24 protein-coding genes and 1 tRNA gene are annotated in these 25857 nt (G+C 72.7%); 15 read left to right on the forward strand and 10 right to left on the reverse strand.

Annotation, left to right across the window (positions count from 1 at the left end; genetic code table 11):
- Positions 1-34: 34 nt before the first annotated feature.
- The 3 genes from ABD126_RS11295 to ABD126_RS11305 are packed head-to-tail and all read left to right on the forward strand — an operon-like array spanning position 35 to position 2728.
- Positions 35-754: a (Fe-S)-binding protein gene (locus tag ABD126_RS11295; RefSeq protein ID WP_343933720.1), complete on the forward strand. Its 720-nt coding sequence runs from the start codon at positions 35-37 to the stop codon at positions 752-754.
- Positions 733-2151 (forward strand): LutB/LldF family L-lactate oxidation iron-sulfur protein, encoded by a 1419-nt coding sequence (locus ABD126_RS11300; protein WP_343933721.1) that lies wholly within the window; start codon positions 733-735, stop codon positions 2149-2151. The genes ABD126_RS11295 and ABD126_RS11300 overlap by 22 nt, the downstream gene beginning before the upstream one ends.
- Positions 2141-2728 carry a LutC/YkgG family protein gene (locus ABD126_RS11305; RefSeq protein ID WP_343933722.1) on the forward strand — a complete coding sequence of 196 codons (588 nt, stop codon included), beginning with the start codon at positions 2141-2143 and terminating at the stop codon, positions 2726-2728. The genes ABD126_RS11300 and ABD126_RS11305 overlap by 11 nt, the downstream gene beginning before the upstream one ends.
- Here the strand turns inward: ABD126_RS11305 and ABD126_RS11310 are convergent.
- The 3 genes from ABD126_RS11310 to ABD126_RS11320 all read right to left on the reverse strand — a co-directional run bounded on the left by ABD126_RS11310 (position 2721) and on the right by ABD126_RS11320 (position 5447).
- Entirely contained in the window at positions 2721-3584 is an 864-nt protein-coding gene (locus ABD126_RS11310) for an Fpg/Nei family DNA glycosylase (protein WP_343933723.1), read from the reverse strand. The two genes, ABD126_RS11305 and ABD126_RS11310, sit on opposite strands and share 8 nt — an antisense overlap.
- 27 nt (positions 3585-3611) lie before the next feature.
- Positions 3612-4046, reverse strand: coding sequence for a DUF983 domain-containing protein (locus tag ABD126_RS11315; protein ID WP_343933724.1), 435 nt, complete (start codon positions 4044-4046; stop codon positions 3612-3614).
- Between the two features lie 93 nt (positions 4047-4139).
- Entirely contained in the window at positions 4140-5447 is a 1308-nt protein-coding gene (locus ABD126_RS11320; protein WP_343933725.1) for a sigma-70 family RNA polymerase sigma factor, read from the reverse strand.
- A gap of 238 nt (positions 5448-5685) precedes the next feature.
- Here ABD126_RS11320 and ABD126_RS11325 point away from each other — a divergent pair, with 238 nt between their 5' ends.
- The 3 genes from ABD126_RS11325 to ABD126_RS11335 all read left to right on the forward strand — a co-directional run bounded on the left by ABD126_RS11325 (position 5686) and on the right by ABD126_RS11335 (position 6736).
- On the forward strand, positions 5686-6081 hold the full coding sequence (locus ABD126_RS11325; RefSeq protein WP_343933726.1) for a DUF7674 family protein: 396 nt from the start codon (positions 5686-5688) through the stop codon (positions 6079-6081).
- A 26-nt stretch (positions 6082-6107) separates the two neighbouring features.
- A tRNA-Gly gene (locus ABD126_RS11330) sits at positions 6108-6180 on the forward strand.
- 127 nt (positions 6181-6307) lie between these two features.
- Positions 6308-6736: an OsmC family protein gene (locus tag ABD126_RS11335; protein ID WP_343933727.1), complete on the forward strand. Its 429-nt coding sequence runs from the start codon at positions 6308-6310 to the stop codon at positions 6734-6736.
- 22 nt (positions 6737-6758) lie between these two features.
- Here the strand turns inward: ABD126_RS11335 and ABD126_RS11340 are convergent, their stop codons facing one another.
- Positions 6759-7238 carry a hypothetical protein gene (locus ABD126_RS11340; RefSeq protein ID WP_343933728.1) on the reverse strand — a complete coding sequence of 160 codons (480 nt, stop codon included), beginning with the start codon at positions 7236-7238 and terminating at the stop codon, positions 6759-6761.
- 26 nt (positions 7239-7264) lie between these two features.
- Between ABD126_RS11340 and ABD126_RS11345 the strand changes: the two genes are divergently transcribed.
- From ABD126_RS11345 to ABD126_RS11375, 7 genes are all read left to right on the forward strand, one after another.
- Complete coding sequence (locus ABD126_RS11345) at positions 7265-7450, forward strand: hypothetical protein (RefSeq protein WP_343933729.1); 186 nt, start codon at positions 7265-7267, stop codon at positions 7448-7450.
- 402 nt (positions 7451-7852) lie between these two features.
- On the forward strand, positions 7853-9001 hold the full coding sequence (locus tag ABD126_RS11350) for a hypothetical protein (RefSeq protein ID WP_343933730.1): 1149 nt from the start codon (positions 7853-7855) through the stop codon (positions 8999-9001).
- Complete coding sequence (locus tag ABD126_RS11355; RefSeq protein ID WP_343933731.1) at positions 8994-12647, forward strand: FkbM family methyltransferase; 3654 nt, start codon at positions 8994-8996, stop codon at positions 12645-12647. The genes ABD126_RS11350 and ABD126_RS11355 overlap by 8 nt, the downstream gene beginning before the upstream one ends.
- Positions 12648-12741: 94 nt before the next feature.
- On the forward strand, positions 12742-13377 hold the full coding sequence (locus ABD126_RS11360; protein ID WP_343933732.1) for a hypothetical protein: 636 nt from the start codon (positions 12742-12744) through the stop codon (positions 13375-13377).
- Positions 13370-14377, forward strand: a complete 1008-nt coding sequence (locus ABD126_RS11365; protein ID WP_343933733.1) for a hypothetical protein — start codon at positions 13370-13372, stop codon at positions 14375-14377. Before ABD126_RS11360 ends, ABD126_RS11365 begins: the two co-directional genes overlap by 8 nt.
- Positions 14374-15501 carry an acyltransferase family protein gene (locus ABD126_RS11370; protein ID WP_343933734.1) on the forward strand — a complete coding sequence of 376 codons (1128 nt, stop codon included), beginning with the start codon at positions 14374-14376 and terminating at the stop codon, positions 15499-15501. The genes ABD126_RS11365 and ABD126_RS11370 overlap by 4 nt, the downstream gene beginning before the upstream one ends.
- Before the next feature lie 166 nt (positions 15502-15667).
- Positions 15668-17281, forward strand: coding sequence for an acyltransferase family protein (locus tag ABD126_RS11375; RefSeq protein ID WP_425542801.1), 1614 nt, complete (start codon positions 15668-15670; stop codon positions 17279-17281).
- On the opposite strand, the gene ABD126_RS11380 is transcribed toward ABD126_RS11375, so the two are convergent.
- Both ABD126_RS11380 and gmd read right to left on the reverse strand, forming a co-directional pair.
- Positions 17278-18588: an alginate O-acetyltransferase AlgX-related protein gene (locus tag ABD126_RS11380; RefSeq protein ID WP_343933735.1), complete on the reverse strand. Its 1311-nt coding sequence runs from the start codon at positions 18586-18588 to the stop codon at positions 17278-17280. The two genes, ABD126_RS11375 and ABD126_RS11380, sit on opposite strands and share 4 nt — an antisense overlap.
- A 77-nt stretch (positions 18589-18665) precedes the next feature.
- Positions 18666-19655: a GDP-mannose 4,6-dehydratase gene (gene gmd / locus ABD126_RS11385; RefSeq protein ID WP_343933736.1), complete on the reverse strand. Its 990-nt coding sequence runs from the start codon at positions 19653-19655 to the stop codon at positions 18666-18668.
- 389 nt (positions 19656-20044) lie between these two features.
- Here gmd and ABD126_RS11390 point away from each other — a divergent pair, with 389 nt between their 5' ends.
- A complete protein-coding gene (locus ABD126_RS11390) occupies positions 20045-20419 on the forward strand; it encodes a hypothetical protein (RefSeq protein WP_343933737.1) in 375 nt (124 codons plus the stop codon).
- 199 nt (positions 20420-20618) lie between these two features.
- On the opposite strand, the gene ABD126_RS11395 is transcribed toward ABD126_RS11390, so the two are convergent.
- The gene (locus ABD126_RS11395) at positions 20619-21263 is read right to left on the reverse strand and encodes a response regulator transcription factor (protein ID WP_343934210.1); all 645 of its coding nucleotides are present in this window, start codon (positions 21261-21263) and stop codon (positions 20619-20621) included.
- Positions 21145-22077, reverse strand: a complete 933-nt coding sequence (locus ABD126_RS11400; RefSeq protein ID WP_343933738.1) for a sensor histidine kinase — start codon at positions 22075-22077, stop codon at positions 21145-21147. Before ABD126_RS11400 ends, ABD126_RS11395 begins: the two co-directional genes overlap by 119 nt.
- 161 nt (positions 22078-22238) lie before the next feature.
- Between ABD126_RS11400 and ABD126_RS11405 the strand changes: the two genes are divergently transcribed.
- Positions 22239-22565 (forward strand): hypothetical protein, encoded by a 327-nt coding sequence (locus ABD126_RS11405; RefSeq protein ID WP_343933739.1) that lies wholly within the window; start codon positions 22239-22241, stop codon positions 22563-22565.
- A gap of 85 nt (positions 22566-22650) precedes the next feature.
- Here ABD126_RS11405 and ABD126_RS11410 read toward each other — a convergent pair whose 3' ends face one another.
- The gene (locus ABD126_RS11410) at positions 22651-24447 is read right to left on the reverse strand and encodes a gamma-glutamyltransferase family protein (RefSeq protein ID WP_343933740.1); all 1797 of its coding nucleotides are present in this window, start codon (positions 24445-24447) and stop codon (positions 22651-22653) included.
- A gap of 76 nt (positions 24448-24523) precedes the next feature.
- Positions 24524-25819, reverse strand: a complete 1296-nt coding sequence (locus ABD126_RS11415; RefSeq protein WP_343933741.1) for a UDP-glucose dehydrogenase family protein — start codon at positions 25817-25819, stop codon at positions 24524-24526.
- Between the last annotated feature and the right edge of the window lie 38 nt (positions 25820-25857).

Below are 25857 nucleotides of genomic sequence, written 5' to 3' on the forward strand. Positions count from 1 at the left end.
GACATCCGATGAATATCGGGTCACAGTGGGCAGCGTGCACAAGGTCGCCCTGTTCGCCACCTGCCTGACGGACACGCTGTACCCGGCCACGGCCCGCGCGACCGTGCGGCTGCTCGAACGCCTCGGGTGCACCGTCGACTTCCCGCTCGACCAGACGTGCTGCGGTCAGCTGCACTTCAACACCGGTTACCGCGCGCACGCCGCTGACCTCGCGGTTCGCTTCGCCTCGGTGTTCTCCGGGCACGACGCGGTGGTGGTGCCCTCGGGGTCGTGCGCGGGCATGGTGCGGCACGTCCAGCCGGACCTGGGGGCGACCCCGCCGCCCACCTATGAACTGTCCGAGTTCCTGGTTGACGTGCTGGGTGTGACCGATGTGGGTGCATACTTCCCCCATCGGGTGACCTACCATCCGACGTGTCACTCTCTGCGCATGCTGGGTGTGGGCGCCAAGCCGCTCGCGCTGCTGCGGGAGGTTCGGGGTCTCGAACTCGTGGAGCTGCCGCAGGCCGAGTCGTGCTGCGGTTTCGGCGGCACGTTCGCGCTGAAGAACGCCGACACGTCCACGGCCATGCTCGCCGACAAGATGCGTTGCGTGCTCGACACCGGCGCGGAAGTGCTGACAGCCGGTGACAACTCGTGTCTCATGCACATCGGCGGCGGCCTGTCCCGGCTGCGCACCGGCGTCCGCCCGGTCCACCTGGCGGAGATCCTCGCGAGCACGGAGGAGGAGCCTTGGGCACCCGCAACCCGGTGACCTGGCTGGGCAGCCCGACGTTCCCGGAGGCGGCCCGCACCGCCCTGGCCGACACCCAGCTGCGGCGCAACCTCCGCAACGCCACCACGACCATCCGCGCCCGGCGGCTGGACGCCGTCGGCGAACTGCCCGACTGGGAGCAGTTGCGCCGCGCCGGCGAGGCGATCAAGGACGACGTGCTGCACCACCTCGACCGCCACCTGGAGCGGCTGGAGGCGTCGGTCACCGCGCGCGGCGGGGTCGTGCACTGGGCGCGGGACGCCGCCGAGGCCAACGCGATCGTGCGCGACCTGGTCGGCGACGCGCGCGAGGTGGTCAAGGTGAAGTCCATGGCCACGCAGGAGATCGGGCTCAACGAGGCGTTGGCCGAAGCCGGGATCAGCGCCGTGGAGACCGACCTGGCGGAGCTGATCGTGCAGCTCGGCGACGACCGCCCGTCGCACATCCTGGTGCCGGCGATCCACCGCAACCGCAGCGAGATCAGGGAGATCTTCCGCGCCGCCGGGCTCGACCCGTCCTCCGACGACCCGCGCGTGCTCGCCGAGGCCGCCCGCGCCCACCTGCGCCGCAAGTTCCTGTCCTGCGAGGTGGCGATCTCCGGGGCCAACTTCGCCGTCGCCGACACGGGTTCGGTGGTGGTGCTGGAGTCCGAGGGCAACGGCCGGATGTGCCTGACGCTGCCGCGCCGGCTGATCACCGTGATGGGCCTGGAGAAGGTCGTGCCGACGTGGCAGGACCTGGAGGTCTTCCTCCAGTTGCTGCCCCGCTCCTCCACGGCGGAGCGGATGAACCCGTACACCTCGGTGTGGACCGGCGTGACGCCCGGCGACGGGCCGCAGGAGTTCCACCTGGTGCTGCTGGACAACGGCCGCACCGCGACCCTCGCCGACCCGGTCGGGCGGCAGGCGCTGCGGTGCATCCGGTGCTCGGCGTGCCTGAACGTGTGCCCGGTCTACGAGCGCACCGGCGGCCGGTCGTACGGCTCGGTCTACCCCGGCCCGATCGGCGCGATCCTGACGCCGCAACTGGTCGACGACCCGCACGACGAGCAGGCCGCGTCGCTGCCGTTCGCGTCGTCGTTGTGCGGCGCGTGCTTCGAGGTGTGCCCGGTGCGCATCGACATCCCGTCCGTGCTGACGCACCTGCGGGCGGAGGCCGTCGAGGCGAAGGGGCGCAGCGCGGAGTCGGTGGCGATGGCCGCCGCCGCGTGGGTGTTCGCGTCGGCGTCCCGGTACGAGAAGGCGCAGAAGCTCGGCTCGCTGGCGGGGTTGTTCGCCCGCGACGGCCGGGTCTCGTGGCTGCCGGGGCCGGGTGCGGCGTGGACGTCGTCGCGGGACGCCCCGGTGCCGGCCCGTGAGCCGTTCCGCGAGTGGTGGAGGAAGAACCGTGGCCGGTAGCCGTGCGGAGATCCTGGGTCGGGTGCGGGCCGCGTTGCGCGACAAGCCCGCCACGCCACCGGTGGTCCGTGATTACGCCCGCACCGGTGCGGCGTCCGTGGAACTGCTCGCGGAACGCATCGCGCACTACCGCGCGACAGTGCACGTCGTGACCGAGCGGGAAGTGCTGCCGCTGCTGGCGGAGCTGTTGGCGGGCAAGCGGATCGTCGTGCCCGAGGGCCTGCCGTGGGACGTGCCGGGCATGACGGTCCTGCGCGACCCGCTCACCGTGGAGGAGTTGGACGCGGCGGACGGCGTGCTGACGGGGTGCGCGGTGGCCATCGCGCAGACCGGCACCATCGTCCTGGACGGCGGCCCGGGCCAGGGCCGACGCGCGCTGACCCTGCTCCCGGACCACCACGTGTGCGTGGTCCGGTCGGCCCAGATCGCCGGCACGGTCCCGGAAGCGCTGGAACGCCTGGACCCGGTCCGTCCGCTGACCTTCATCAGCGGCCCGTCCGCGACCAGCGACATCGAGCTGGACCGCGTCGAGGGCGTCCACGGCCCCCGCCGCCTGGAGGTCCTGGTCGTCACTTGAGCAGGCGGGACAGCCTTCGGTCGGCGAGGGGTTTGCCGCCGGTCTGGCAGGTCGGGCAGTACTGGAACGCGCGGTCGGCGAAGGAGACCTCGCGGACCGTGTCGCCGCACACCGGGCACGGCAGGCCGGTCCGCGCGTGCACCCGCAGGCCCGAGCGCTTCTCGCCCTTGAGCCGGGCCGCCGACTGGCCGACCGAGCGGGCCACGGCGTCGGTGAGCACGTCCACCATCGCGACGTGCAGGCGGTCGAGGGACTCGGCGTTCAGCTTGCCCGCCGTCGCGTAGGGCGACAGCTTCGCCGTGTGCATGATCTCGTCGGAGTAGGCGTTGCCGATGCCGGCCATGAGCGTCTGGTCGGTCAACGCGGTCTTCAGGCGCTCGGTGCGGCCCTTGAACAGCTCCTCCAGCCGTTCACGGGACACCGACAGCGCGTCCGGCCCGAGCCGCGCCACGCCGGGCACGTCCGTCGGGTCGGTCACGATCCACGCCGCCAGGCCCTTCTTGGTGCCCGCCTCGGTCAGGTCGAACCCCGGGCCCTCGCCCGGCGGACCCAGGTGGACGCGCAGCGCCAACGGCCCCCTGCCCGGCTTCGGCGGCGCCGCCGACAGGGTGTCCGACCAGCGCAGCCAGCCCGCGCGGGCCAGGTGGACGACCAGGTGCAGGCCGTCGCAGTCCAGGTCCAGGTGCTTGCCGTGCCGGCCCGCGCCGGTCACGGTGCGGCCCTGCAACTGAGTCCACGGCGGGCTGAACGTCTTCAGGACCTGCAACGACGCCACGTCCAGGCGGTGGACGACGCGCCCCACGGCGTGCTCGCGCAGGTGCTCGGCCAACGCCTCGACCTCGGGTAGTTCCGGCACCCGACCAGTGTCACCCGGGATCGGCGATCAGTCGACCGGTTGCAGCGGGCCGTCCAGGTCGGGCAGCGAGTACATCTCGATCTTGCGCGCCACGTTCGCCATCTCGTTGCGCACGGTCAGGTAGCCGCGCACGGTGCCCACCCAGCGCTCCGGCGGCAGCTCGTCGGTCTTCTTCGACTCCGCCGCCACCAGCCACGGCCGGCGCACCGCCCAGCGGGCCGGGAAGAACAGGAACAGCAGCACCAGCGCGAAGACCAGCCAGCCGGGGACGACGACCTGCTCCGGCGTCCACGCGACCAGGACCACGGCCATGACGATGACGATCGCGAGCATGAGCACGCCCGGCCCCTGGCCGCCGCTGACGTCGTGCTCGAAGTCGGCGTCCTTCGCCGGGTTGCGCCACTCGATCTGGCTGCGCACCGTCCACATCCGGCCGTCCGCACCGCGCACCAGCCGCGTCATCACCGTCTCCTCGCCAGCGCCTGCCTGAACGATCTCAACGCTACCGGCAAAACCCTGCATCCAGTGGGTGAACCGGGTGGTCGCGGTTCGTGGTCAGGTGGGCTTGAGGCTCGACGAGGTGGGTACCAGCGTCACCGTGGTGGGTGTCACCGGCGGCGTGGACGAGGTGGTGCTGACGAACGCCGTGCGCGTCGGCTCGGCGGTGGTCGTGGTGGTCGTGGCCGGCTCGCTCGGCGGGTCCTGGAACATCCGGATCTCGCTGGACGTGGCGGGCGCCCCGGCCGGCAGCGGCGCGGCCAGGACCTGCTCGGACGTGGTGGCCGCCGGCGGCGGCGCGACGGTCTCGGTCACCACGCGGGTCACCGTCCGGGTGTGGTCGACCCGGTGGACCCGGGGCGCGGACGGCGACGGCGCGCTGGTCGGCGCGCCCGTCACGGTCGCGGCGGTCGAGCACAGGGCCAGGACGTTCTCGCCGTCGAAGCCGTTGGGGCCGGGCTCGACCAGCGCCGGGCCGGAACCGCCGGTGAACGCGCCCGCCAGCGCCCCGAACAGGCCCACGGCGGCGGCCGACGCGGCGGCGGCCAGCACCAGCTTCACCCGTCCGGTGAGCCACGCCGCCTTGCCCAGCACGACCGGCGCGGCCAGGGCGGTCGCCGCGACCGGCACCGCGATCGACGCCGCGTGCGCCCGCAGCGACGAGCACACCTCGGACAGCTCGGCGTGCAGGGCGTTGCAGGAGGAGCAGGTCTGGAGGTGCTTGCGGATGCGGCGCTGCTCGGCGCCCTGCACCCCGCCCGCGGTGTACGTGCCGAGCTTGGACAGCACCGAGCTGCACGCGCGGGGCCCGGAGTCCTCGGCCAGGTGCGCCTGGAGGTAGGCGGCGCGCAACCCCTCCCGGGCCCGGCGGGCCAGCGCGGCCATCGCGTTCGGGCTCAGGCCGAAGCTCGGGGCGACCGCGGCCGGCCGCGCGCCCTCCACCTCGACCTGCCACAGGACGCTGCGCCACCGCTCGGGCAGGCTGGTGAACGCGCGCGAGATCAGCGTGTGCTCGGCGCGCGCGGCGGTCGCGTCGGGGAACGGCTCGACCCGGCGGGACAGCTCCTCGTCCTCCACCGGCACGTCCCGGCGGCGCCCGCTCCACTCCCACGCCACCCGGCGCGCGACGGTCAGCAGGTAGGTCCGCACGTGGTCGGTCGGGCCGGTGCCGCGGCGGATCGCCTGCAGCACCCGGAAGAACGCCTCGGCGGTCAGGTCGTCGGCCTCGGCGTGTTCACGGACGTGCCGGAGGGCGAACCGACGAACGGCGTCGGCGTGCCGGCTGAACAACTCCCCGAAGGCCGCGTCGTCGCCCGCCCTGACCCTGGCGAGCAGTTCCCGGTCGAAATCGGCATCTCCGGCCATCCCGCCCGGCACCTCCCGCCCACCGCAGTCGTACCCGGTCAAGATGCCACAGCTGGATCGAACCGCCCCGAAGCGATAGCGACCCGATACCGAAGACCAGCCGACCGGCGTGGGCCGTTCGGAGCAACGCGACCCGCCGGGCACCGGATCGCGGTCGGTGACGACCCGGTCACGGGAAGGCGTCAGCTGGCTGCGGAACCCGCCCCGGGCGCGGCGGCGGCGAGTAGTCTCCTGCCGCGTGGTCGATTGGCGCGCAAGGGCTTCCGCCCTCCTCCCCGAGCTGGGCGCCGTCATCGAGCGCGAGTCCTGGTCGTGCCACGTGTTCCTGTCGGAGCTGTGGCAGCTCGCTCTTGAGGCGCACCGGGACGACGACCGGGACACGTTGACCCGGGTGTACGGGTTCGCGCACTGGTGCTTCCAGCAGGAGCAGTTCCTGTCCAACGCGTCGGTGGTCAGCTTCTACGAGCACGTGTTCGACGAGTGGGAGCTGCGGCACCTGGTCGCGCCGTGGCTGCCGGGCGAGGTCGTGGACCGGGTCCGGCCGCTGTGGGAGTGGCGGTGGCCGGCGGAGCGGTTGTCCGAGGTCGACCGGCTGTTGGAGGACGTCCGACCCCCCGGTCGAAACGCGGTTTGAGCCTCCTGTATAGTTCTTCGTGTCAGGCGGATGTAGCGCAGTTGGTAGCGCATCACCTTGCCAAGGTGAGGGTCGCGAGTTCGAGTCTCGTCATCCGCTCGCTGAAGAAGGCGGTCACCCATCGGGTGGCCGCCTTCTTCCTTTCCCTCCGCGACGGCGCGCGGGTTCGGCCGGTCACCGATAGGTTGGCCTGGTCCACCGCTTCCGCTTCGGATGGAGTCGCCCCATGCCCACCACCCGCAAGGCGAGCACCCACTGGGAGGGCAACCTCCTCCAGGGCAACGGCACCGTGGCGCTGGAGTCGTCGGGCCTCGGCTCGTACGCGGTGTCGTGGCCGGCCCGCACGGAGGAGGCCGCCGACGGCCGGACCAGCCCCGAGGAGCTGATCGCCGCAGCGCACTCGTCGTGCTTCTCGATGGCGTTCTCGCACGCGCTGGACCAGGCGGGCACGCCGCCCACGCGGCTCGACACGACCGCCGAGGTGACCTTCCAGCCGGGCAAGGGCATCACCGGCGTCCACCTGACCGTGCGCGGCGAGGTGCCGGGCCTGGACCGCGAGCAGTTCGCCGCGGCGGCCGAGGACGCCAAGAAGAAGTGCCCGGTGAGCCAGGCGCTCGCGGGCACGACGATCACCCTTTCGGCCGAGCTGGCCTGAGGCGTTCGCCGGTACCGGGCGGCTACCACGCGTACCGACCCGGTACCAACTCCCGCGAACGATTTGACCCGGTTGAGTGAGGCCGGTAGTCAAGGTCAATGCTCACCGCTGCGGGTGGCCCGGCGCGACTCGCCGTCGGGGCCTTGATCGGCGTCGTGATGGCCGCCCTGTTCGCGAACGGCACCACCGACGACCCGCTGCCGCCCTCGGGCCTGCCCGCGGACGGAGCGGACATCGTCGTGGTCACCGGCGCCTCGCAGCCCGGCCGGACCACCGCGACCACCACCGCCGCCACCGCGCGGACGTCGTCGAGCGGCACGACCACGACGACGTCGGCCACGACGACCACCACCGAGTCGTCCACCACGACCACCGCGGCCCCGACGACCACCACGACGAAGCCGCCGACGACGACCAGACCGCCGACCACGTCGCGGACCACGACCACCACGACCACGAAGCCGTGCGGGTTGATCTTCTGCTGATCCGCCCTGCGGCTCACGCAGCGTGGTTTGGCAGGATCGCCGCGTGACGTTCAGCCAGGATCCCCTCCAGTCCCAGCCAGGCAACGACGCACCGACCCTCCGCATCAGCCCCGTCACCACCACCCCGCCCCCCGCCAAGCAGCAACCCACCCCGCCGCAGTCGAAGAAGAGCACCCTGCGCCGCCTCGCGCGGCGGATCGTCGGCCCGACGATCCTGACCAAGAAGTGACCGTCCCGGGGGCGGCGTCATCCCCCGGCGCCGCCCCCGCACCAGATGCCGGCAGCACCACGCACCGTCCACGGCGACCCCGACACCGGCTGGTCGGCGAACCCGCGGACGACGAGATCCGCATCGCCGCCGAAGCCGCCCCAGCACCTCGCCCGCCCGTGCCCCCGGTAGCCTGCGGACGGCGCGGGGCGTGGGGGGACGCCTCCCACAGCACCGGTTCCGCAGTGCCGCTGTAACCGTCGGCCCGCGTCCCGGCGATGCTCCGAGTGCGCCCGCACCGGTCCATACCACGTGACCGAACCGCACAGCGGCAACGACCGGATCACAAGTGACCGATCCCGGTGGGCCCACCACGGCCATGCGTCACAATGGCGCTCGCGCGCTGACACTGGAGGAGCAGGGATGTCTTGGCAAGACGAGCTGTCGGAACTGGACCGGACCTTGGCGGAGGGTCGGATCAGCGCCGACGACTACCGCCGTCGCCGGGACGAGCTGCTGGCCTCCGCGAGCAGCGGCAGCGGTCCGGCGCAACCCCAGGGTCAGCCGCAGGGCCAGGGTCCGTTCGCGCCGCCGTTCCGGTGGGAGGCGACGCCGCCCCAGCAGCAGCCGCAGGCCAACCCCGACGCGACCCAGGTCGTCCAGGGCGGCAAGCCGGCCAACCCCGACGCCACGCAGGTGGTGTCCGGTGGCGCCCGCCCGCCGGTGGACGCCGACCGCACCCAGTACGTGCGCCCCGTCACGCCGCCCGGCGGGATGCCCCAGCCCCAGCCCCAGCAGCAGCCGCAGCAGCAGAACTGGCAGGGCGGCCAGGCCGGCACGCCGTGGGGCTCCGGTGACGGCTTCGGCGGCTACTCCGACCCGAACCCGTCCTGGATCGCCCAGGGTCCCGAGGTCTTCGACGAGGACGGCGGCGGCGGCAAGAAGAAGATCATCGGCATCGTCGTGGCCGTGGTGCTGCTCGCCGGCATCGCGTTCGGCGCGTACATGATCTGGGGCCGCGGCGGTTCCTCGCCCACGGGCGGCGGCGACCAGACCACCGCGCAGGCCACCACGCCGACCAGCACCACGCCCAGCGCGCCGCCGGACCCGATGCCCATCGGCAAGTTCGCCGGCAAGGTGAACCAGAACAAGAACGTCACCGCGTTCTCCGCCGTCCCCGGCCTCAAGTACCTGCTGGACTCGGAGACGCAGGCCTACACGACCGCCGGCGCGGGCAAGGCCAAGCTCGTCCAGTTCACGCTCGACGGCGGCGGCCAGGGCGTCATCCTGATCGTCGAGGCCTCCGACGCGACCGCGGCCAACGCCGCCGCCACCGCGCTGCACGAGATCCAGCTCGGCAACAGCATGACCGCCTACAAGGAAGCGCCGGCCACCGTCCTGGTGGGCCAGATCGACGCCGTCAACGGCCAGAACGCCCGCGTGCGCGGTCACTACGGCAGCGAGGGCATGATCGTCCGCGTGGACGTCTCGGCCCCGACCCTGGCCGCCGCCCAGAAGGGCTTCACCGAGGTTCTCGACGCGCAGCTGAAGGTGCTCAAGGCCGATGGCTGACCGCCCCACCGTGACCACGTGCACCGTGGTCGCGCGCAACTACCTGCCCGCCGCCCGTGTCCTCGCCGCGTCGTACCTGAAGCACCACGAGGACCACGACTTCGTCATCGCGGTCATCGACGCGCCGCGCGACTCCGGCACGACGCAGGGCCGGTTGCGGACGGTCGGCCCGGAGGCGTTCGGGATCGACCCGGAGGACTACCTCCGGATGGCGACCTCCTACAACGTCACCGAGCTGGCCACGGCCGTGAAGCCGTACCTGCTGCGCGAGCAGCGCAAGACCTCCGACGTGGTGATCTACCTCGACCCGGACATCGTGGTGTTCGCCCCGATGCCCGAGTTGGCCGAGCTGGCGTCCGAGCACGGCATCGTGCTCACGCCGCACCACCTGCGCCCGCTGCCGCGCGACGGCAAGGACCCGAGCGAAGCCGTGATCATGGGCTCGGGCATCTTCAACCTGGGTTTCGTCGCGACCGGCCCGGGTTCCGAGCCGTTCCTGGACTTCTGGGCCGAGCGGCTGCGGCACGACGCCGTGGTGGCGCCGGAGAAGCAGCTGTTCACCGACCAGCGGTGGGTGGACCAGGTGCCCGCGCTGTTCGACAACCACGTGCTGCGCGACCCCGGTTTCAACGTCGCCTACTGGAACGTGCACGAGCGCCCGGTCGAGCGGGACGCCGACGGCGCGCTCACCGCCGACGGGAAACCGTTGCGGTTCTTCCACTTCTCGGGCTACCGGCCGGAACGCCCGTGGCTGCTGTCGGTGCACACGCCGGCCAAGCCGCGCGTGGTGCTGTCCGAGCACCCGGTGGTCAAGCGGCTGTGCGACTCGTACCGGGAATTGTTGCAGGACAACGGCTACGCGGAGTCCCTGGAGTCGATCCCGTACGGCTTCGCGAAGATGGCCGACGGCACGCGCGTCACCGCGACCGTGCGGACGCTGTTCCGCGACGCGTGGGTGAAGGCCGAGCGCAAGGGCGACCCGTCGCCGCCGCACGCCTTCGGTCCCGACGGCGGCAGGGCGCTGCGCGAGTGGCTCGCCGGACCGCCCGACGACGCCCCCGCGGGCACCGTGCTCAACCGCCTCACCGCCGCCGTGTGGGAGGGCCGCCCGGACCTGCGGACCGCGTTCCCGCGCCCGCACGGCCGGGACGCCAAGCCGTTCCGGGCGTGGTGCCAGACCTCGGGCGTCACCGAGGAGTCGCTGCCGGACTGGGCGCTGCCGCGCGAGCCGGTCGAACCGGCCGAGCCGGGTGACGAGTTCGGCGTCAACGTCGTCGGCTACCTGACCGCGGAGCTGGGCGTCGGCGAGCTGGGCCGCATCGCGCACGACGCGATCGCCCGCGCCGGGGTGCCGATCAGCTCGGTGGTCGAGGACCGGCTGGTGTCCAGCCGCACCGGCATGCCGGAGCCGGGCACCACCGGCGACCCGCACTACCCGATCACGCTGCTGTGCGTGAACGCCGACCAGACGCAGGCCGTGCTGGAGAACCGGCCGCACGTCGGCCACCACCGGTACCGGATCGGCCTGTGGGCGTGGGAGCTGGAGCAGTTCCCGGGCTGGATGCACTCGGCGTTCCACCTCGTGGACGAGGTGTGGACGATCAGCGAGTTCTGCCGCGAGGCGATCGCCAAGCACACCGACAAGCCGGTGAAGGCGATCCCGATGCCGGTGCGCGACCCGGGCGAGGTGAGCCGCCCGGCGCGCCGCCCCGGCGACCCGGTCCGGTTCCTGTTCGCGTTCGACTTCCTCAGCATCGGCGAGCGCAAGAACCCCTGGGGCGTCTTGGAAGCGTTCCAGCGGGCGTTCCCCGGCCGGGACGACGTGCGCCTGGTGATCAAGGCGATCAACGGGAACAAGCGCCCGGACGTGGCCGAGCGGCTGCGGGTGCGCGCGATGGAGGACCCGCGGGTCGAGCTGGTCGAGAAGTACCTGACCGTGCAGGAGCTCAACGACCTGTACGCGTCGAGCACGGCCTACGTGTCGCTGCACCGCAGCGAGGGCTTCGGCCTTACCGTGGCCGAGGCGATGGCCCGCGCCATGCCGGTGATCTCCACCGACTACTCCAGCACCGCCGAGTTCGTGGACGCGAAGACCGGCTGGCCGATCCCCTACAAGCTGGTCCCGGTCGGCAAGGGCAACGAGCCCTACGAAGCCGACTCGCTGTGGGCCGACCCCGACCTGGACGCGGCGGCGCGCGCGATGCGCGAGGTCGCCGACGACCCGGCCGAGGCGGACCGGCGCGGCCGGGCGGCCCGCGAGCACATCCTGCGCACCCGCTCGATGGCCAACTGCGCCGAGTGGATGCGCGAGCAGCTCAAGCTCGCCTACGACAAGCGCACCACGGCCCGCGCGGGCGTGGCGCCGTCCGCCGGCGTGCACAACCCGCTGCGCCCGCTGCACGACTCGCGCCAGGCGCTGCTGTGGCGCGCCGACGCGGGCACGGCGTCCCGCACGCCCCTCGCGCCCGCGCTGCGCAAGGCGGTGCTGCGCGCGATCGACCACTACGACGTGCACCAGCGCCGGGTGATGGGCGCGATCGTGGACGGCGTGGAGGGCACGCTGAGCGACGTGGTCGCCCGCCTGTCCGCCCTGGAAACCGCGCAGGAAGCGGCCCGCTTCGCCGACAAGGGCGTGCGCACGCGTCTGGCGGCGGTCGAGGGCAAGGTCGACGACCTGGGGTCCGCGGCGGAAGCGGCGCGGAAGCTGGACGACAGCCTGGACCGGCTGTCCGCGCGCCTGGACGAGGGCGAGCGCAAGGTCTACGACATGTTCGCCGAGCGCGACCGGGGCCAGGACTCGCGCGACCAGCGGATCGCCGACCTCACGCGCGAACTGTCCGCCGTGCGCGACGCGGCGCGGCTCAAGCACGCCCCGGTGCCCGCGGGCGCGGACGTCGTGGTGTGCGACGCCGGCGCCCTGCTGCTGCCCGTGGACCGCGTGATGCTGCCGTGGCTCGCCTACTACCGGAGTTGGGAGCGGGACGAGGCCGACCTGATGGCCGAACTCGTCGGCAACGGCACGTTCCTCGACGTCGGCGCGCACGTCGGCTACCACTCGCTGCGCCTGCTCCAGCGCTCCACGGGCGTCGCGTCCGTGGTCGCGGTCGAGGCCAACCCGGTGAACGCCGACTACCTGCGCCGCAACGTGGCCGCGAACCTCCCGCCGGCCGCGGCGGACCTGGTGACCGTCCTGCCGATCGCGGCGTGGGACACCGACACCGAGATCCGCCTGGTCCCGGAGGGCGACAACAGCGGCGACCACCGCGCCCACGACCTGTCCGACGGCACGGCGGGCGGCGTGGTCGTCCCGGCGGTGCGCCTGGACGGCCGCGAGGAACTGCGGGACCGCCGGGTCTCCCTGGTGAAGGTGGACCTCCAGGGCCGGGACCACCGCGCCCTGGCCGGCCTGACCGCCGTCCTGGACCGCGACCGGCCGCACGTGGTCTGCGAGTTCGCCCCGGACGCGATCGCGGAACTGGGCGACGACCCGGCCGAGGTCCTGCTGGGCTACCGCAAGCTGGGCTACGCCCCGGCCCCGGTGCTCCAGGGCGGCCCGGTGTCCGGGGAGCACGCCGACGAGGATCTGATCAGGCTGGCGAACGAGGCGGAGACCCAGTTCGTCACACTGTGGCTTCGCCCACTCTGATCTGCGCGAACGCGTAACGGGCGCCGTCGGGGCTGCGACAATCCCGGCGGTGCCCGCCGACCGGCGCCGGGCGGACGGGTGAGGGGGTGGTCGAGTGGCGGGGGAACGCGGTTCGCGGGCGACGTCGCTCGCCGTCGTCGCCCTGCTCGCCGGGCTCGCCGCGGGCGCCTGGGCGCTGTGGCCCCGGCCGGTTCCCGCGAGCGCGTTGAGCCCGCTGCCGACCGGTGAGGCGGGCCGGCTCGCGGTGGACCCGATGTCGTTGGCGCTCGCCGACTTCGGCGCGGCCACCGAGCCCTACGACCACGTCCGGACCTTCCCGGACCTGGTCGCGCTGAACACGCTGAACCCGGCGGAGGTGGCCGCGTTCCGGGTGGCCAAGGCGGGTGCCGCGCGCGTCTCCATCACCTCCGGGCTCCCGGACGGCCGGGTGATCGTCGCCGTGGTCCGCACGGGCGACCGGGCCGCCGCGATCCGCACCGCCGACCTGCTGGACCGCTACCAGCTCGAATTCGGGCTGCCCCGCGCGGTGCCGGTGGGCGACGTGGCGCGGGTGGTGGCGACGGTCGAGGACCCGCGGGCCGAGGCGCCGGCCCAGCCGCTGGCCCGCGCGCACTACGTGCACGACGACATGGTCGTGCGGGTCCAGTTCGAGGCCAAGTCGTTCGCCGCGCTCACCCGGTTCGGCGCGTTGCTGTCCCTCCAGACGAAGGTGCTGCCCGCCGATGGCTGAGCAGGTCGCGCACCGCACCGCGCCCGTGGTCTCGCCGGGTCTCGGCGTCGCCGCGTCGGCGGGCGTGCTCCTCGTCGCCTACAGCTGGCTGGTGGCGCTGTGGCCTTCCCGGCACGGCTCCACCCCGGACGTCGTGGTGCAGGTGCGCCTCTGGGTGAACAAGCCGACCGGCATGAGCGAGGACTTCGGGTTCCTGGGCACGGCCCTGCTGCTCCTGGTGGCCGGGTACGCCCTGACCGGCCCTGTCCTTTCCGGCCCTGTCCTTTCCGGCCCGGTCGGGTCCGGCCCCGTCCTGTTCGGGCGGCTCGCCCGGGTGCTGCGGGCCGGCGGGCCGCCCCTGCTGGTGGCGGTCGTGGCGGGCGCGGTGCTGCGGGTCGTGGGTCTGCCTCCGCTGACCGACGCGGCGGTGACCGCCCCGGTCGGCGCCCTCGTGCTCTTCACGGCGCTGGCGTTCGCGCTGCGGCCGTTGACCCGCCGGTCGCCGGGCCTGGCCGTGTTCGTGCTGGTGGAGATCGCGTTCCTGGTCACGTTGGCCGCCGGGTGGCTCGCCGGCGACGACGGGTCGGGCCCGGCGCGGCTGGTCGGGAAGGCTGCCGCGCTGGTGCCGGTGCTCGCGCTCGGCCAGCTGTCGTGGCTGCACCGGGCGGGCCGGCTGCCCGCGGCGTGGGGAGTGGGGCTGGGCTTGCTGTTCCTGGCGTTGCTGGTGCCGGTCGACACGCTGTTCCCCGAGCTGAAGGGGTACTGGCACCCGCTGGGCGCCACGACGGCGCTGCTGCTGTTCATGATCGCCGTGCCGCGCGGCGAGACGGTCGCGCGCTCCCGGCTGCTGTGGTGGTCGACGGAACGCGCGTGGCCGCTGTTCCTGGCGGTGCCGGTGGTCGGCTACCCGGTGCTCACCCTCCTGGACGCGCTGCCGTTCCCGCTCGCGCTGCCGGTCGCGCTGGCCGCCACGGTGCTGGCCGGCGAGGCGCTGCACCGCACGACGAGGTGGTCGGCGTGACCGCGACCGAGCAGCGGCCGGCCACCACCGCGCCCGACCGCGCCAAGGGCGACTACCTGCACGGCCTGGACCTGCTGCGCGTGTTCGCCTCGTGCGCGGTCGTGCTGACCCACCTGTTCGCCTGGTTCGCCATCCACGGGCAGGGGTTCAAGCCCGCGGTGTGGGTGGACGAGACCGTGGTGGCGGCGTTGCACGTCAACCGGGGCGTCGCGTTCCTCGGCGTCGCGACCTTCCTGGTGGTCAGCGGGGTCGTGGTGACCCACGTCGCCGCGCGCGAGTCGCCCACCGAGTTCCTGCGCCGCCGCGTGGTCCGGCTGCTGCCCCTGCTGTGGGTGGCGACGGTCATGGCGTGGGTGCTGATCAACATGGGCTTCCGCGTGTCCGGCGCGAACGACCCCGCGCTCGGCGTCGGCGACCTGCTGCGCGGCCTGGTGCTCGGCAACTTCTTCCAGCGCCCCCAGATCGGCCTGGTGGGCGTCACGTGGACGCTGCTGGTGCAGATCGGGTTCTACGCCTACGTCGCGGCCACCATCCCGGTGCTGCGGCGCAAGCCGTGGATCCCGCCGCTGGCCGCCGCCGTGCTGGTGCTCGTGGTCGTGCTGGTGGCCGGCCAGCTCAACTGGGTGTGGCTGTACCGGGTGGGCGTGCTGATCGGGTACCTGCCGCTGCTGTGCATCGGCCAGCTCGTCTCGCTGGTCCACTCGCGCCGGGTGTCACCCGTGGTGGGCACCGCGATCGCCGCCGTCCACTTCCTGATCGTCGTGTGGCTGGACAAGCTCTCCTGGTACTTCCAGGGCGACGCCGTGCCGCGCACCGTGCTGCTGGTCGTGCTGGCGACCGTGCTGGTGGTGTCGATGAGCGGGCCGTTCCTGCGGTCGGGGTTCGTGCGCGGCTGGGCCAAGCGGACCTACGCGATCTACCTCGTGCACCTCATGGCCATGTACCCGGTGTTCGACCTCCTGATGCCGCACCTGAACCGCACCCTCGTGGTGGTGCTGGGCGTTGTATGGGTAGCTGTGCTGTCCGAACTGCTGCACCGGTTCGTGGAGATGCCCGCCGACCGGGCGGTCCGGCGCTGGGAGCGCCGTCGCCGGGAGCGCCGGACGGCCGACCGAGCGGGGTAGTGCCGATTCGGCCGACCGTCCGAGTCCGTTCCGTTACGCTCCGGGGCGGACAGTCACTCGGGGGCGACTGGAGAGGGGCGGACCGCTGGACGCCGAGCAGAAGACGCGCATCGCGTTCATCGACATCGGCCGCGCGGTAGCGGCACTCCTGGTCTTCTACAGCCACATCGCCGAGCAGTGGGTCGCCAAGCGCGAGGTCGGGCCCACGCCGGTGATCGACGCCGTCGACTCGGTGAGCAGCGACGCCATGCACATGGGGGTGCAGGGCATCGGGCAGATCGGCGTGCCGTTCTTCTTCCTGGTCAGCGGGTTCGTGGTGACGCCGATCGCGCTGCGGATGGGCCAGCGGCGGTTCGCGGTCAACCGCGTCGTCCGGGTCTACATCCCGATGTTCTTCGTCGTGCTGCTCACGGCGGGCGCGATGCTCGTGGGCATCGAGCCGCTGACCGGCCACCGGCCGCAGCTGTCGTGGTGGGTCGTCTTCACCAACATGCTGGTGATCAACTACGTGATGGTGCCGCAGATCGCCCTGGTGGGCGTCGCGTGGACGCTGATCGTCGAGCTGATGTTCTACGCGGTGCTGGTGCTGCTGCTGCCGGTGCTGCGGCGGTGGGTGTGGCTGGGCATCGCCGTGCAGATCACGCTGATCTTCGTGGTGCTGATGAGCGCACGGCACTTCGGCGCGTCGTGGTTCCTGTTCGCGGTGAACTTCTCGTACCTGCCGATCCCGCTGCTCGGCCAGATCATGTGGGCGACGACGGCGAAGCGGATCCCGCTGTGGCTCGGTGGCGTGTTCGCCGGCCTGGCGTGGCTGCTGTACGTGTTCGCCGACACCACGAGCATGGGCCGCCTCGACCGGTCCTACAGCCTCGCGCTCGCGTGCGCGGTGCTGTTCTTCCTGATGGGCTACTTCGCCGAGCCGAAGCTGAAGGAGCGCCGGTTCTGGGTGGCGCTGTCCGAGCGCAGCTACTCGATCTACCTGCTGCACGGGCTCGTGGCGTTCGCCGCCCTGGACCTGATGCGTCCGCACGTGCCGCTGTGGCTGGCGATCCCGGTCTCGGTGGTGGCGACGTTCGCCGTGGTCGAGGTGAGCTACCGGTTCGTGGAACGGCCGAGCCACGTGCTGGCCCGCCGGCTGTCCCGCCCCGGGAAGCCCAAGCCCGAGCGGCTCACCCCCGAGGACGTGGTGCGCGAGGCCGAGCTGGGGCTGGCCGAACTCCGGGCCGGGCGGCGCGGGCGCGAGGCCGTCGAACCCGAGACCGTCGAACCCGAGACCGTCGAACCCGGGGACGACCGGCTCGAACGCGCCGAGGACCACGACCGGGACGGGCGCGCCGAGGCGGGCGGCGGCCGGGACGGGGCCGGGCGGCTCGAACCCGAGCACGAGCCCGCCGAGTGGCCCGAGGTCGAGCACGACCGCGCCGAGTGGACCGCACCCGGTTCCGCCGGGGCGGAGCGCTCCCGGGCCGAGCGGGTCGCGCCGCGGCGGCTCGACCCGGACGAGGTGCCGGCGGAGCGCACGGCGGAGATCCGCCGCGTGGCGCCGCCCCCGCGGCGCGTGCCACCCCGGCGCGCCCCGGCCGTGGAGCACCCGACGCAGGTCATCGACGCGGTGGCCGACGCTCCGCTCAGCGGCGGCGTCCGGGAGCCCGGCGAGCGGCGGTCGGGGTCCGCGGGTGCGCCGGAGCCGCGAAGACGGCGTCGCAACGACGGCGACGCGGTCGTGACCGTGCAGTCGCTGCTCGCCGAACGGGCGCGCGAGGAGCGCGACCGCCGTTAGCGCCTGGGCCGCGCGGCCAGCTCCGCCGCGATGGCGTCGATGGCCTCCGGGCGCAGCAGCGGGTACATGCCGCCGACCAGGTTCCGCTCGGCGGCCTCGATCACGATGATGTCGGACTCCGCGAGCATCCGGCCCATCGCGGCCGGGTCCTTCACGGCGCCGTCCGCGTGCTGCAGCCGCAGGTCGGTGAACGCGGCGGCGACGTAGGGCACCGAGTAGTAGCCGAACGAGTCGCCGACGAACGCGACCTTGGCCTTGGTCACGCCGGTGATCTGGTCCTGCGTGAAGTGCCGGGGGTCGCGGTCGGTGACGCCGTTCTCCAGGCTGCGGGTCTGCTCGCCGTCCGGTTCCAGGCGGTACTCCGGGACGCGGTCGGAGGCCTTGCGCCCGATCAGCGCCGCCAGGTCGCCGTCGCGCTCGTGGGTCTCGACCTGGGAGACCTCCCACGTCCTGGTGACGCCCGGGTCGATGGCCTCCGCGACGGCCTTGGCCATCACGACGCTCCCGTCGTGGGTCCAGTGGCTGTCGTACTTCGGGTAGACCGGGCCGCCCTTCTCCTCGGCGGCCTTCTTCAACGCCGGGCGCAGGTCCAGCGCGCCGGTCTTCGACACGACGGTGTTCCAGAAGGCGTCGCGGCCCACCGGGGCGCAGTCCTTGCCGAAGTAGCGGGACGGCAGGTACTCGGGCACCATCGTGCTCTTGTTCGGCGCGATGGCCAGGATGAACCGCCGCCCGGACGCCTCCACCGCCTGCTTGAGCCGGCCGAGGCGGGCGTACATCTCCTCGGTGGGCACGGTCGGCTCGCACGCCACGCGGATGTCGGTGCCCAGGTAGAGCCAGTCGTCCTTGCCCTCGATCACCTGCACGAACGCCGTCGGGTCCGGGCGGTCGAGGGACGGGTCCTTCGGCGGGGTCGTCTGGACCGGGCCCACCGGGCCCTGGGGCCGCTCGAACTGCGGCGCCTCGCCGAACAGGCCGCGGCTGATGCCGTCGGCGGCGGCGACCGCCCGGTCGCGCAGCGGCAGGTGGTCGCTCGCCCACTTCTCCAGGCCGGTGAAGAAGCCCCAGCCGTCGGTGATGGACGGGAACTCGGCCAGCTTGCGGTTCTCGAACTCGGCGGGGCGCAGGCCGACCGCGAGCATCGCGAGGGGCAGGAAGAAGTACAGGACCGCGGCGTAGCGCGCCGTGCGTTGCCGCGCGCTGTGCCGGGGCCGGTAGAGCGCGTGCTCGACCGGCAGGAAGGACTCGGGCAACGCCGGGAGGGCCCTGGCCTGCTGCGTAGGGGACTCCGCCCGATCGGTGCTCACCTCGGAGAGGGTAGTCGGACCCCGCTCCGGGATGAGCCGGAACCGGTGGGGCGCGGCGCGCGTCACGCCCCCCGGGCTCAGGCCAGGCCGGCCTTGCGGGACTCCACCTCGATGTCGTTGTCGACCATCATCGCGACCAGCTGGTCGAAGTCGACCTCGGGCTTCCAGCCCAGCTTCTCGTGCGCCTTGGTGGCGTCGCCGACCAGGAGGTCGACCTCGGCCGGGCGGAAGAAGCGCGGGTCCTGGGTGACGTGCCGCTCCCAGTCCTCGATGCCGGCGTGGGTGAAGGCGGCGGCCACGAAGTCGCGGACGCGGTGGGTCTTGCCGGTGGCGATGACGAAGTCCTCGGGCTCGTCCCGCTGGAGCATCTGCCACATGGCCTGCACGTAGTCGCCGGCGAAGCCCCAGTCGCGGCGCGGCTCCAGGTCGCCCAGGACCAGGGTGTCCTGCAGGCCCAGCTTGATCCGCGCGACCGCGTTGGTGATCTTGCGGGTCACGAACTCCAGGCCGCGGCGCGGGGACTCGTGGTTGAACAGGATGCCGGAGCAGGCGTAGAGGCCGTAGCTGTCCCGGTAGTTGACGGTGATGTCGTGGCCGAAGACCTTGGCCACGCCGTAGGGCGAGCGCGGGTAGAACGGGGTCGTCTCGCGCTGCGGGGTCTCGCGGACCTTGCCGAACATCTCCGAGCTGGACGCCTGGTAGAAGCGGATCGGGTTGTTCTGGCTGCCGCCCGCCATGCGGATGGCCTCAAGCATCCGCAGCACGCCCAGGCCGGTGACGTTCGCGGTCAGCTCGGCCTGCTTGAAGCTCAGCGCCACGAACGAGATGGCCGCGAGGTTGTAGACCTCGTGGGGCTGGGTCTGCTCCAGCGCCGCGACCAGGCTCGGGAGGTCCTGCAGGTCGCCGGACACCAGCTCGACGAACGGCAACTCCTGCCCGATGAGTTCGACCCTGGGGTTGTTCTGCCCCTTGACCAGGCCGAACACCTCGTAGCCCTTGCTGTTGAGCAGCTCGGCGAGATACCTGCCGTCTTGACCGGTGATACCGGTGATCAATGCACGCGCCACCGCGCGAGGATGTCACGCGCGGCCGGCCCGCCGGCCCGCGGCCCCTCACCCGATGTGGCGGATTCCCCGAGGTGGGGGTTCGATCATCATCGCCGGGGCAACCCCCGCGCCATGCGCGGCGTCTGCAGAGGTGACCCCGAACCACCCGATCCACGCGGAGTCCGACCATGTGGTTGGCTGTGAGCCTGGTCACTTTGGGAGCGGTCGCATTTTCGGTGCGAACCGTTCGGGTGCTGCGGTCCGTATCGAAAACCGACCGGAGTCACCCGCCCATTGGGACAACAACGTCCACCTAGGCCCTATGGGGGATTGTGCGAATGCCGTACGATCTTTTCCGGGTCACAAGACCTGTGCCTGCTAGGGGACCTCACAACAGAGGTAGGTGCGTCATGGATCTCGCACTGAGCAAGGTGATCGAGCTGCGCGAGAGCGGTTTTCAGTTCCTCCACCTCCGGGACGAGGACGGGCAGCTCGACCGCATCATGGCGTTCAAGCAGCGCAGAGGGTTCATCGACTCGATCCTCTTCTGGTCGGAGACCGAGGCCCGCGCGGGTCGGCTACCTGCGGTTCGGGACTCCACGCGGGCCACCCAGGCGGTCTGGATCTACGAGGGCCCGCTCGTGGAGGCGGTCGACCGGCTGCTCGACCTGCCGGAGCCGGGTACGCGGAACGCGCCGACGCTGATGAAGCGGACGGCGTCCGACCTGGCCGTCGTGACGACGCTCCCGTTCAAGCTGAAGTTGCCCCCGGGCGCCATCGCCTAGGCGCACGCAACAGTTGCGCAGCCCCGCGTCAGAGAACGCGGGGCTCTTCGCCGTGGTGACACTCCGTACATTTCTCGACACTTCCGCTTGCTTTCCGTGACGAGAATATGCACCCTTTCCTGTGCGCGCGACAATGTTGTGACCAAAACGACCAATACTCCGGGTTACGAAGGGGATAACAATTCCTCATACCATCCGGTTATGCCCTGCGCGGTGTCACCAATCCGGATTCGTAGGCGAGCACGACGAGTTGCGCCCGGTCCCGCGCGCCCAGTTTCACCATCACCCGGGAGACGTGGGTGCGCGCCGTCGCCGGGCTGATGACCAGGTGATCGGCGATCTCCTCGTTGGACAGCCCGCCCGCGACCAGGGCCAGCACCTCCCGCTCCCGGGCGGTCAGCTCGCGCAGCGCGGCCGGGTCGGGGCGGCGGTGCTCGGGCCGGGCCGCGAACTCCTCGATCAGCCGCCTGGTCACGCTCGGGGCCAGCAGGGCGTCACCCTGCGCGACGACGCGGAGGGCGTGCAGCAGCTCGACGGGGTCGGTGTCCTTGAGCAGGAAGCCCGAGGCGCCCGCCTTGAGCGCCTCGAAGACGTACTCGTCCACGTTGAACGTGGTGAGCACGAGGACCTTGACCTCCGGCAGCTCGGCCTTGACCCGCCGGGTGGCGGCCAGGCCGTCCACGCCGGGCATCCGGATGTCCATCACCACCACGTCCGGGCGGTGCTCATGCGCGAGGCGGACCGCCTCCGCCCCGTCGCCCGCCTCGCCGACCACCTCGAACCCGTCCTCGGTGTCCAGCAGCAGCCGGAAACCCGCCCGCACCAGCACCTGGTCGTCCGCCAGCAGCACCCTGACCACGTCCGCCCTCCCACGGCAGCACCGCACGCACCTCGAACCCGCCCTCCGGGTGGGGACCGGCGTCGAACCGGCCGCCCAGCGCCGCCACCCGCTCCCGCATGCCGCGCAGGCCGGTGCCCGCGCCCTGCCGGCCGCCCGCCGCGCCCGACCCGTCGTCGCGCACGGACAGGGTCAGCGCGTCCTCGGTCCGGGTGAACGTGATCGTGACGGCCGTGGCGTCGGGCGCGTAGCGCAGCGCGTTGGTCAGCGACTCCTGGACCACGCGGTAGGCGGCGGCGTCGACCGGCGCGGGCAGCTCGCCCGGTTCGCCGACCACGCGCGCCTTCGGCACCGGCCCGACCAGCTCGTCGAGCCTGCTCAGCGACGGGACGGGCGCGGTCCCCTCGCCGGTGCGCAGGACGCCGAGGGTCGCGCGGAGGTCCTCCAGCGCGTGGCCGGACGCCTCCTTGATCGCCTTCAACGCCTTCACGGCCTCCTCCGGGCGCCGGTCGGCGACGTGCGCCGCGACCCCCGCCTGCACGTTGATCATGGCAAGGCTGTGCGCGACCACGTCGTGCACCTCGCGCGCGATGCGCAGCCGCTCTTCCTCCACCTGCCGGTCCCGCCGCTCGGCGTTGCGGACCCGGCGCAGGGACAGCAGCGCGATCGCCGGCGCGACGATCAGCGGACCCCAGTGCCCGGTCACGTAGTACAGCCACGTGGACACGCCGGTCACGGCGAGGACCGCGATCGGGAACCGGCGGCGCAGGAGCAGCGGGACGAACGTCGCCGCGAACCAGACCCACGCCAGCCATGCCACGAGCCGACGGTACGGGAGGAGGACCGGTCGGGACATCGGTCGACGGGCGGGTGTCCGGCCTACGTCAGCGGACGTACACGCCACCGGGACGGGTGAAGAATTCCACTCGCCGGAGTTAGCGAGCTTGAACCGGACACCCGAACTACGAAACTTTCCGGCCCATGAACCTCAGGAAGACCATCTCGGGGGCCGCTGTCGCCCTCGGCAGCACCGCCGTCATGCTCGGCCTGGGCGGCACCGCGCACGCGACCGGTGTGGACCTCCAGAGCGACCCGACCCTGGACACCGAGCTGGGCAAGGTCGGCGGCGTCGGCAAGCTCGCCAACGTGGACACCGACGACCCGAACGGCAAGTTCCAGCTCGTCAACCAGCAGCGACCGGACATCACCGCCGTGATCACGGACCTGGACGCGCAGCAGGTCGGCTCGATGCTGGGCTACGGCAAGCAGGACCCGACGTCGCACATCGACACCGGTCTGGGCATCTGACGCCCACTCCAGCCGGAACGGTCCCGGCCCCCTCCCCCTCGGGCCGGGGCCGTTCCAACCCCGTCCCCACCGCACCCCGCCCGCGTCAGCGGCCGACCGCGTAACCCTGGTTGCCGCGCGGGTTGGCGGCGGCCCGCAGGAAGCCGTCGCGGGCGTCCCGGGCGACGGCCGACATGCGGCCCAGCGTCCACCCGCCCGCCTCGACCACCTGGTGGCCGCGCGCGTTCAGCTCCGCCAGTGCCGCGGTGCCCAGCCTGGTCTCCGCGACCAGCTCGCCCGGCGTCCAGCCCCGTGGCGCGAACGAACTCGGGAACGCGTTCGTGTGCCACATGGGCGAGTCGATCGCCTCCTGGAGGTTCATCCCGCCGGCGGTGTGCGCGAGCCAGAACGCGAGCTGCCACTGGTCCTGCTGGTCGCCGCCGGGGGTGCCGAAGGCCACCGCGGGCCGGCCGTCGCGCAGCGCGAGCGACGGCGACAGCGTGATCCGCGGCCGGCGGCCCGGCACCAGCGAGTTGGGCAGGCCCTGGTCGAGCCAGAACATCTGCGCCCGGCTGCCCAGGCAGAACCCGAGCGACGGGATGGTCGGCGAGGACTGGAGCCAGCCGCCCGACGGGGTCGCCGAGACGATGTTGCCCCACCGGTCCACGACGTCGACGTGCACGGTGTCGCCGCGCGACACCCCGGTCCGCTCGACGGTCGGCTCGCCCAGCGCGCCGCCGCCGCGCCCCCCGCCGGCGGCGTCGTGGCCCGCCCGGATGTGCTCGGGCAGCACGACCTCGCGCCCGCCCGGCGACCCGGGCCGCAGTTCCAGCGACGCCGTGTCGCCCACCAGGGCGCGCCGCTCGGCGGCGTACTCCCGGGACAGCAGGACGTCCAGCGGCACGTCGCCGGTGTCGCCGTACCAGGCCTCGCGGTCGGCGAAGGCGAGCTTGGCGCACTCCACCGCCAGGTGCACGGTCTCCGCGGTCGGCACGCCGTCCACATAGGACAACCGGTCGCTGAAACCTTCCAACAGCAGCAGTTGCTGCAGCAGCACGGGCCCCTGCGACCAGCCGCCGACCTTGGCCACGGTCCACTCGCCGAAGTCGACCGCGACGGCGTCCTCGTAGGTCGCCTGCCACGACGCCATGTCCTGGCCGGTCAGCACGCCCGCGTGGTCGCGGCCCGACTCGTCGCGGAACGCGTTCTTGCAGAACTCGTCCACCTGCGCCGCCACGAACCCCTGCGACCACGCCCGGCGCGCGGCCTCGATCTGGGCCTCGCGGTCGGCGCCCGCGGCCTCGGCGGCGGCCAGCAGCCACTCCCAGGTGTCGGCGAGCTTCGGGTTGCGGAACCGCGAGCCCGGCGCGGGCGCGGCGCCGCCGGGCATCCACAGCGCGGCCGACGACGTCCAGTGGTCGCGGAACAGGTCGGACACGGTGTCCACGACCGACGAGACGCGCTCCAGCAGCGGGAAGCCGTCGCGGGCGTAGCCGATGGCGTGGTCGAGCACCTCGCGCAGCGTCTTCGTGCCGTGGTCGCGCAGCAGGGTCAGCCAGCCGTCCCACGCGCCCGGCACGGTCGCGGCCAGCAGCCCGCTGCCCGGCACGAGGTCCAGGCCCAGCGACCGGTAGTGCTCGGCGGTGGCCCCGGCGGGCGCGACGCCCTGGCCGGCGAGGACCCTCGGCGTGGGGTCGCCGGCCGTCGCGAACAGCACGGGCACCTCGCCGCCCGGTCCGTTCAGGTGCGGTTCGACGACCTGGAGCACGAAGCCCGCGGCGACCGCGGCGTCGAACGCGTTGCCGCCGTCCTCCAGGACCGCCATGCCCGCGCTGGAGGCGAGCCAGTGCGTGGAGGCGACCATGCCGTGGGTGCCGACGAGTTCGGGTCGGGTGGTGAACACGCGGACAACCTACGTGGGCGTCCCCCGGTTGGTTAACCCGGCTAACTAAATTGTGTCCTGATGGTTCAGCCCGGCTTCAGCCCGCGGTCGCGGGCAGCCTGCGGCCGAGGCCCTCGCGCAGGAGACCGGCCCGGTGCAGGGCGTCGTCGTCGAGGTGGTTGCGGGTGTCCAGGACCAGCACGCCGTTCATCAGGCCGGCCACCCGCGCCCAGTCCAGCGTGCGGAACTCGGGCCACTCGGTGAGCAGCACGACCGCGTCGGCGTCCCGGACCGCCGAGTACGCGTCGTCCACCACGGTCATGCCCACCAGCGGCTCGCGGATCTCCGGGTCGTAGGCGACCAGCTCCGCGCCCTCGAACGCGAGCAGCTCCGCCACGGCCAGCGCCGGCGAGTCGCGCAGGTCGTTCGTGCCCGCCTTGAACGCCAGGCCCAGGATGCCGACGCGCGCGCCGGCGAGCGTGCCGCCGACCGCGTCCCGCACCTTGTCCACGACCCGGCGCTGCTGCCGGTGGTTGGTGTCGATGGTGGCCTTGACCAGCGCGAAGTCCACGCCGACCGACTCGGCGATCCGGACCATCGCGTGGGTGTCCTTGGGCAGGCACGACCCGCCCCACCCCGGTCCGGGCTGGAGGAACGACTGGCCGATGCGCCGGTCGTAGCCCATGCCGTCGGTCACCGACGACACGTCCGCGCCGACCAGTTCGCACAGCTCGGCCACCGCGTTGACGTAGGACAGCTTCATCGCGAGGAAGCAGTTGGCGGCGTACTTGACCATTTCGGCGCTGGCCGCGTCCATCAGGACGGTGGGCGCGCCGAGCTTGGCGAACAGCGCCGCGACCCGTTCGGCGGCCTGCGGGGAGTCCGAGCCGACGACGATCCGGTCCGGGTGCAGGAAGTCGCGCACCGCGCTGCCCTCGCGCAGGAACTCCGGGTTGGACACGACGGCCACGTCCTCGCGGCCGAGCAGCGCGGCGACCCGCTGCGACGTGCCGACCGGGACCGTGGACTTGCACACCACGACCGTCCCGTACGGCAGCACCCGCCGCAGGTCGCGGGCGACCGACTCGACCGCCGACAGGTCCGCCGCGCCGCCCGCGCCCATGGGCGTCGGCAGGCAGAGGAACACCACCTCGGCGTCCGCGACGGCGTCGGTGAGGTCGTGCGTGAAGCGCAGGCGCCCGGCGGCCTGCCCCTCGCCGACCAGTTCGGTGAGGCCGGGTTCGAGGATGTCCACCTGCCCGGCGCGCAGGCGGGCGACCTTGACCACGTCCACGTCGGCGCACACGACCCGATGACCGAGGGAGGCCAGGCAGGCCCCCGTCGTCAGGCCCACGTAACCCGTTCCCACGACCGCGATCCGTCGGACGAACATGCCTGTGACGGTCGCAGCCGAAGTTTGCCGTGGGTCAA

Source organism: Saccharothrix mutabilis subsp. mutabilis (genome assembly GCF_039521145.1).
Classification (GTDB): Bacteria; Actinomycetota; Actinomycetes; order Mycobacteriales; family Pseudonocardiaceae; genus Actinosynnema; species Actinosynnema mutabilis.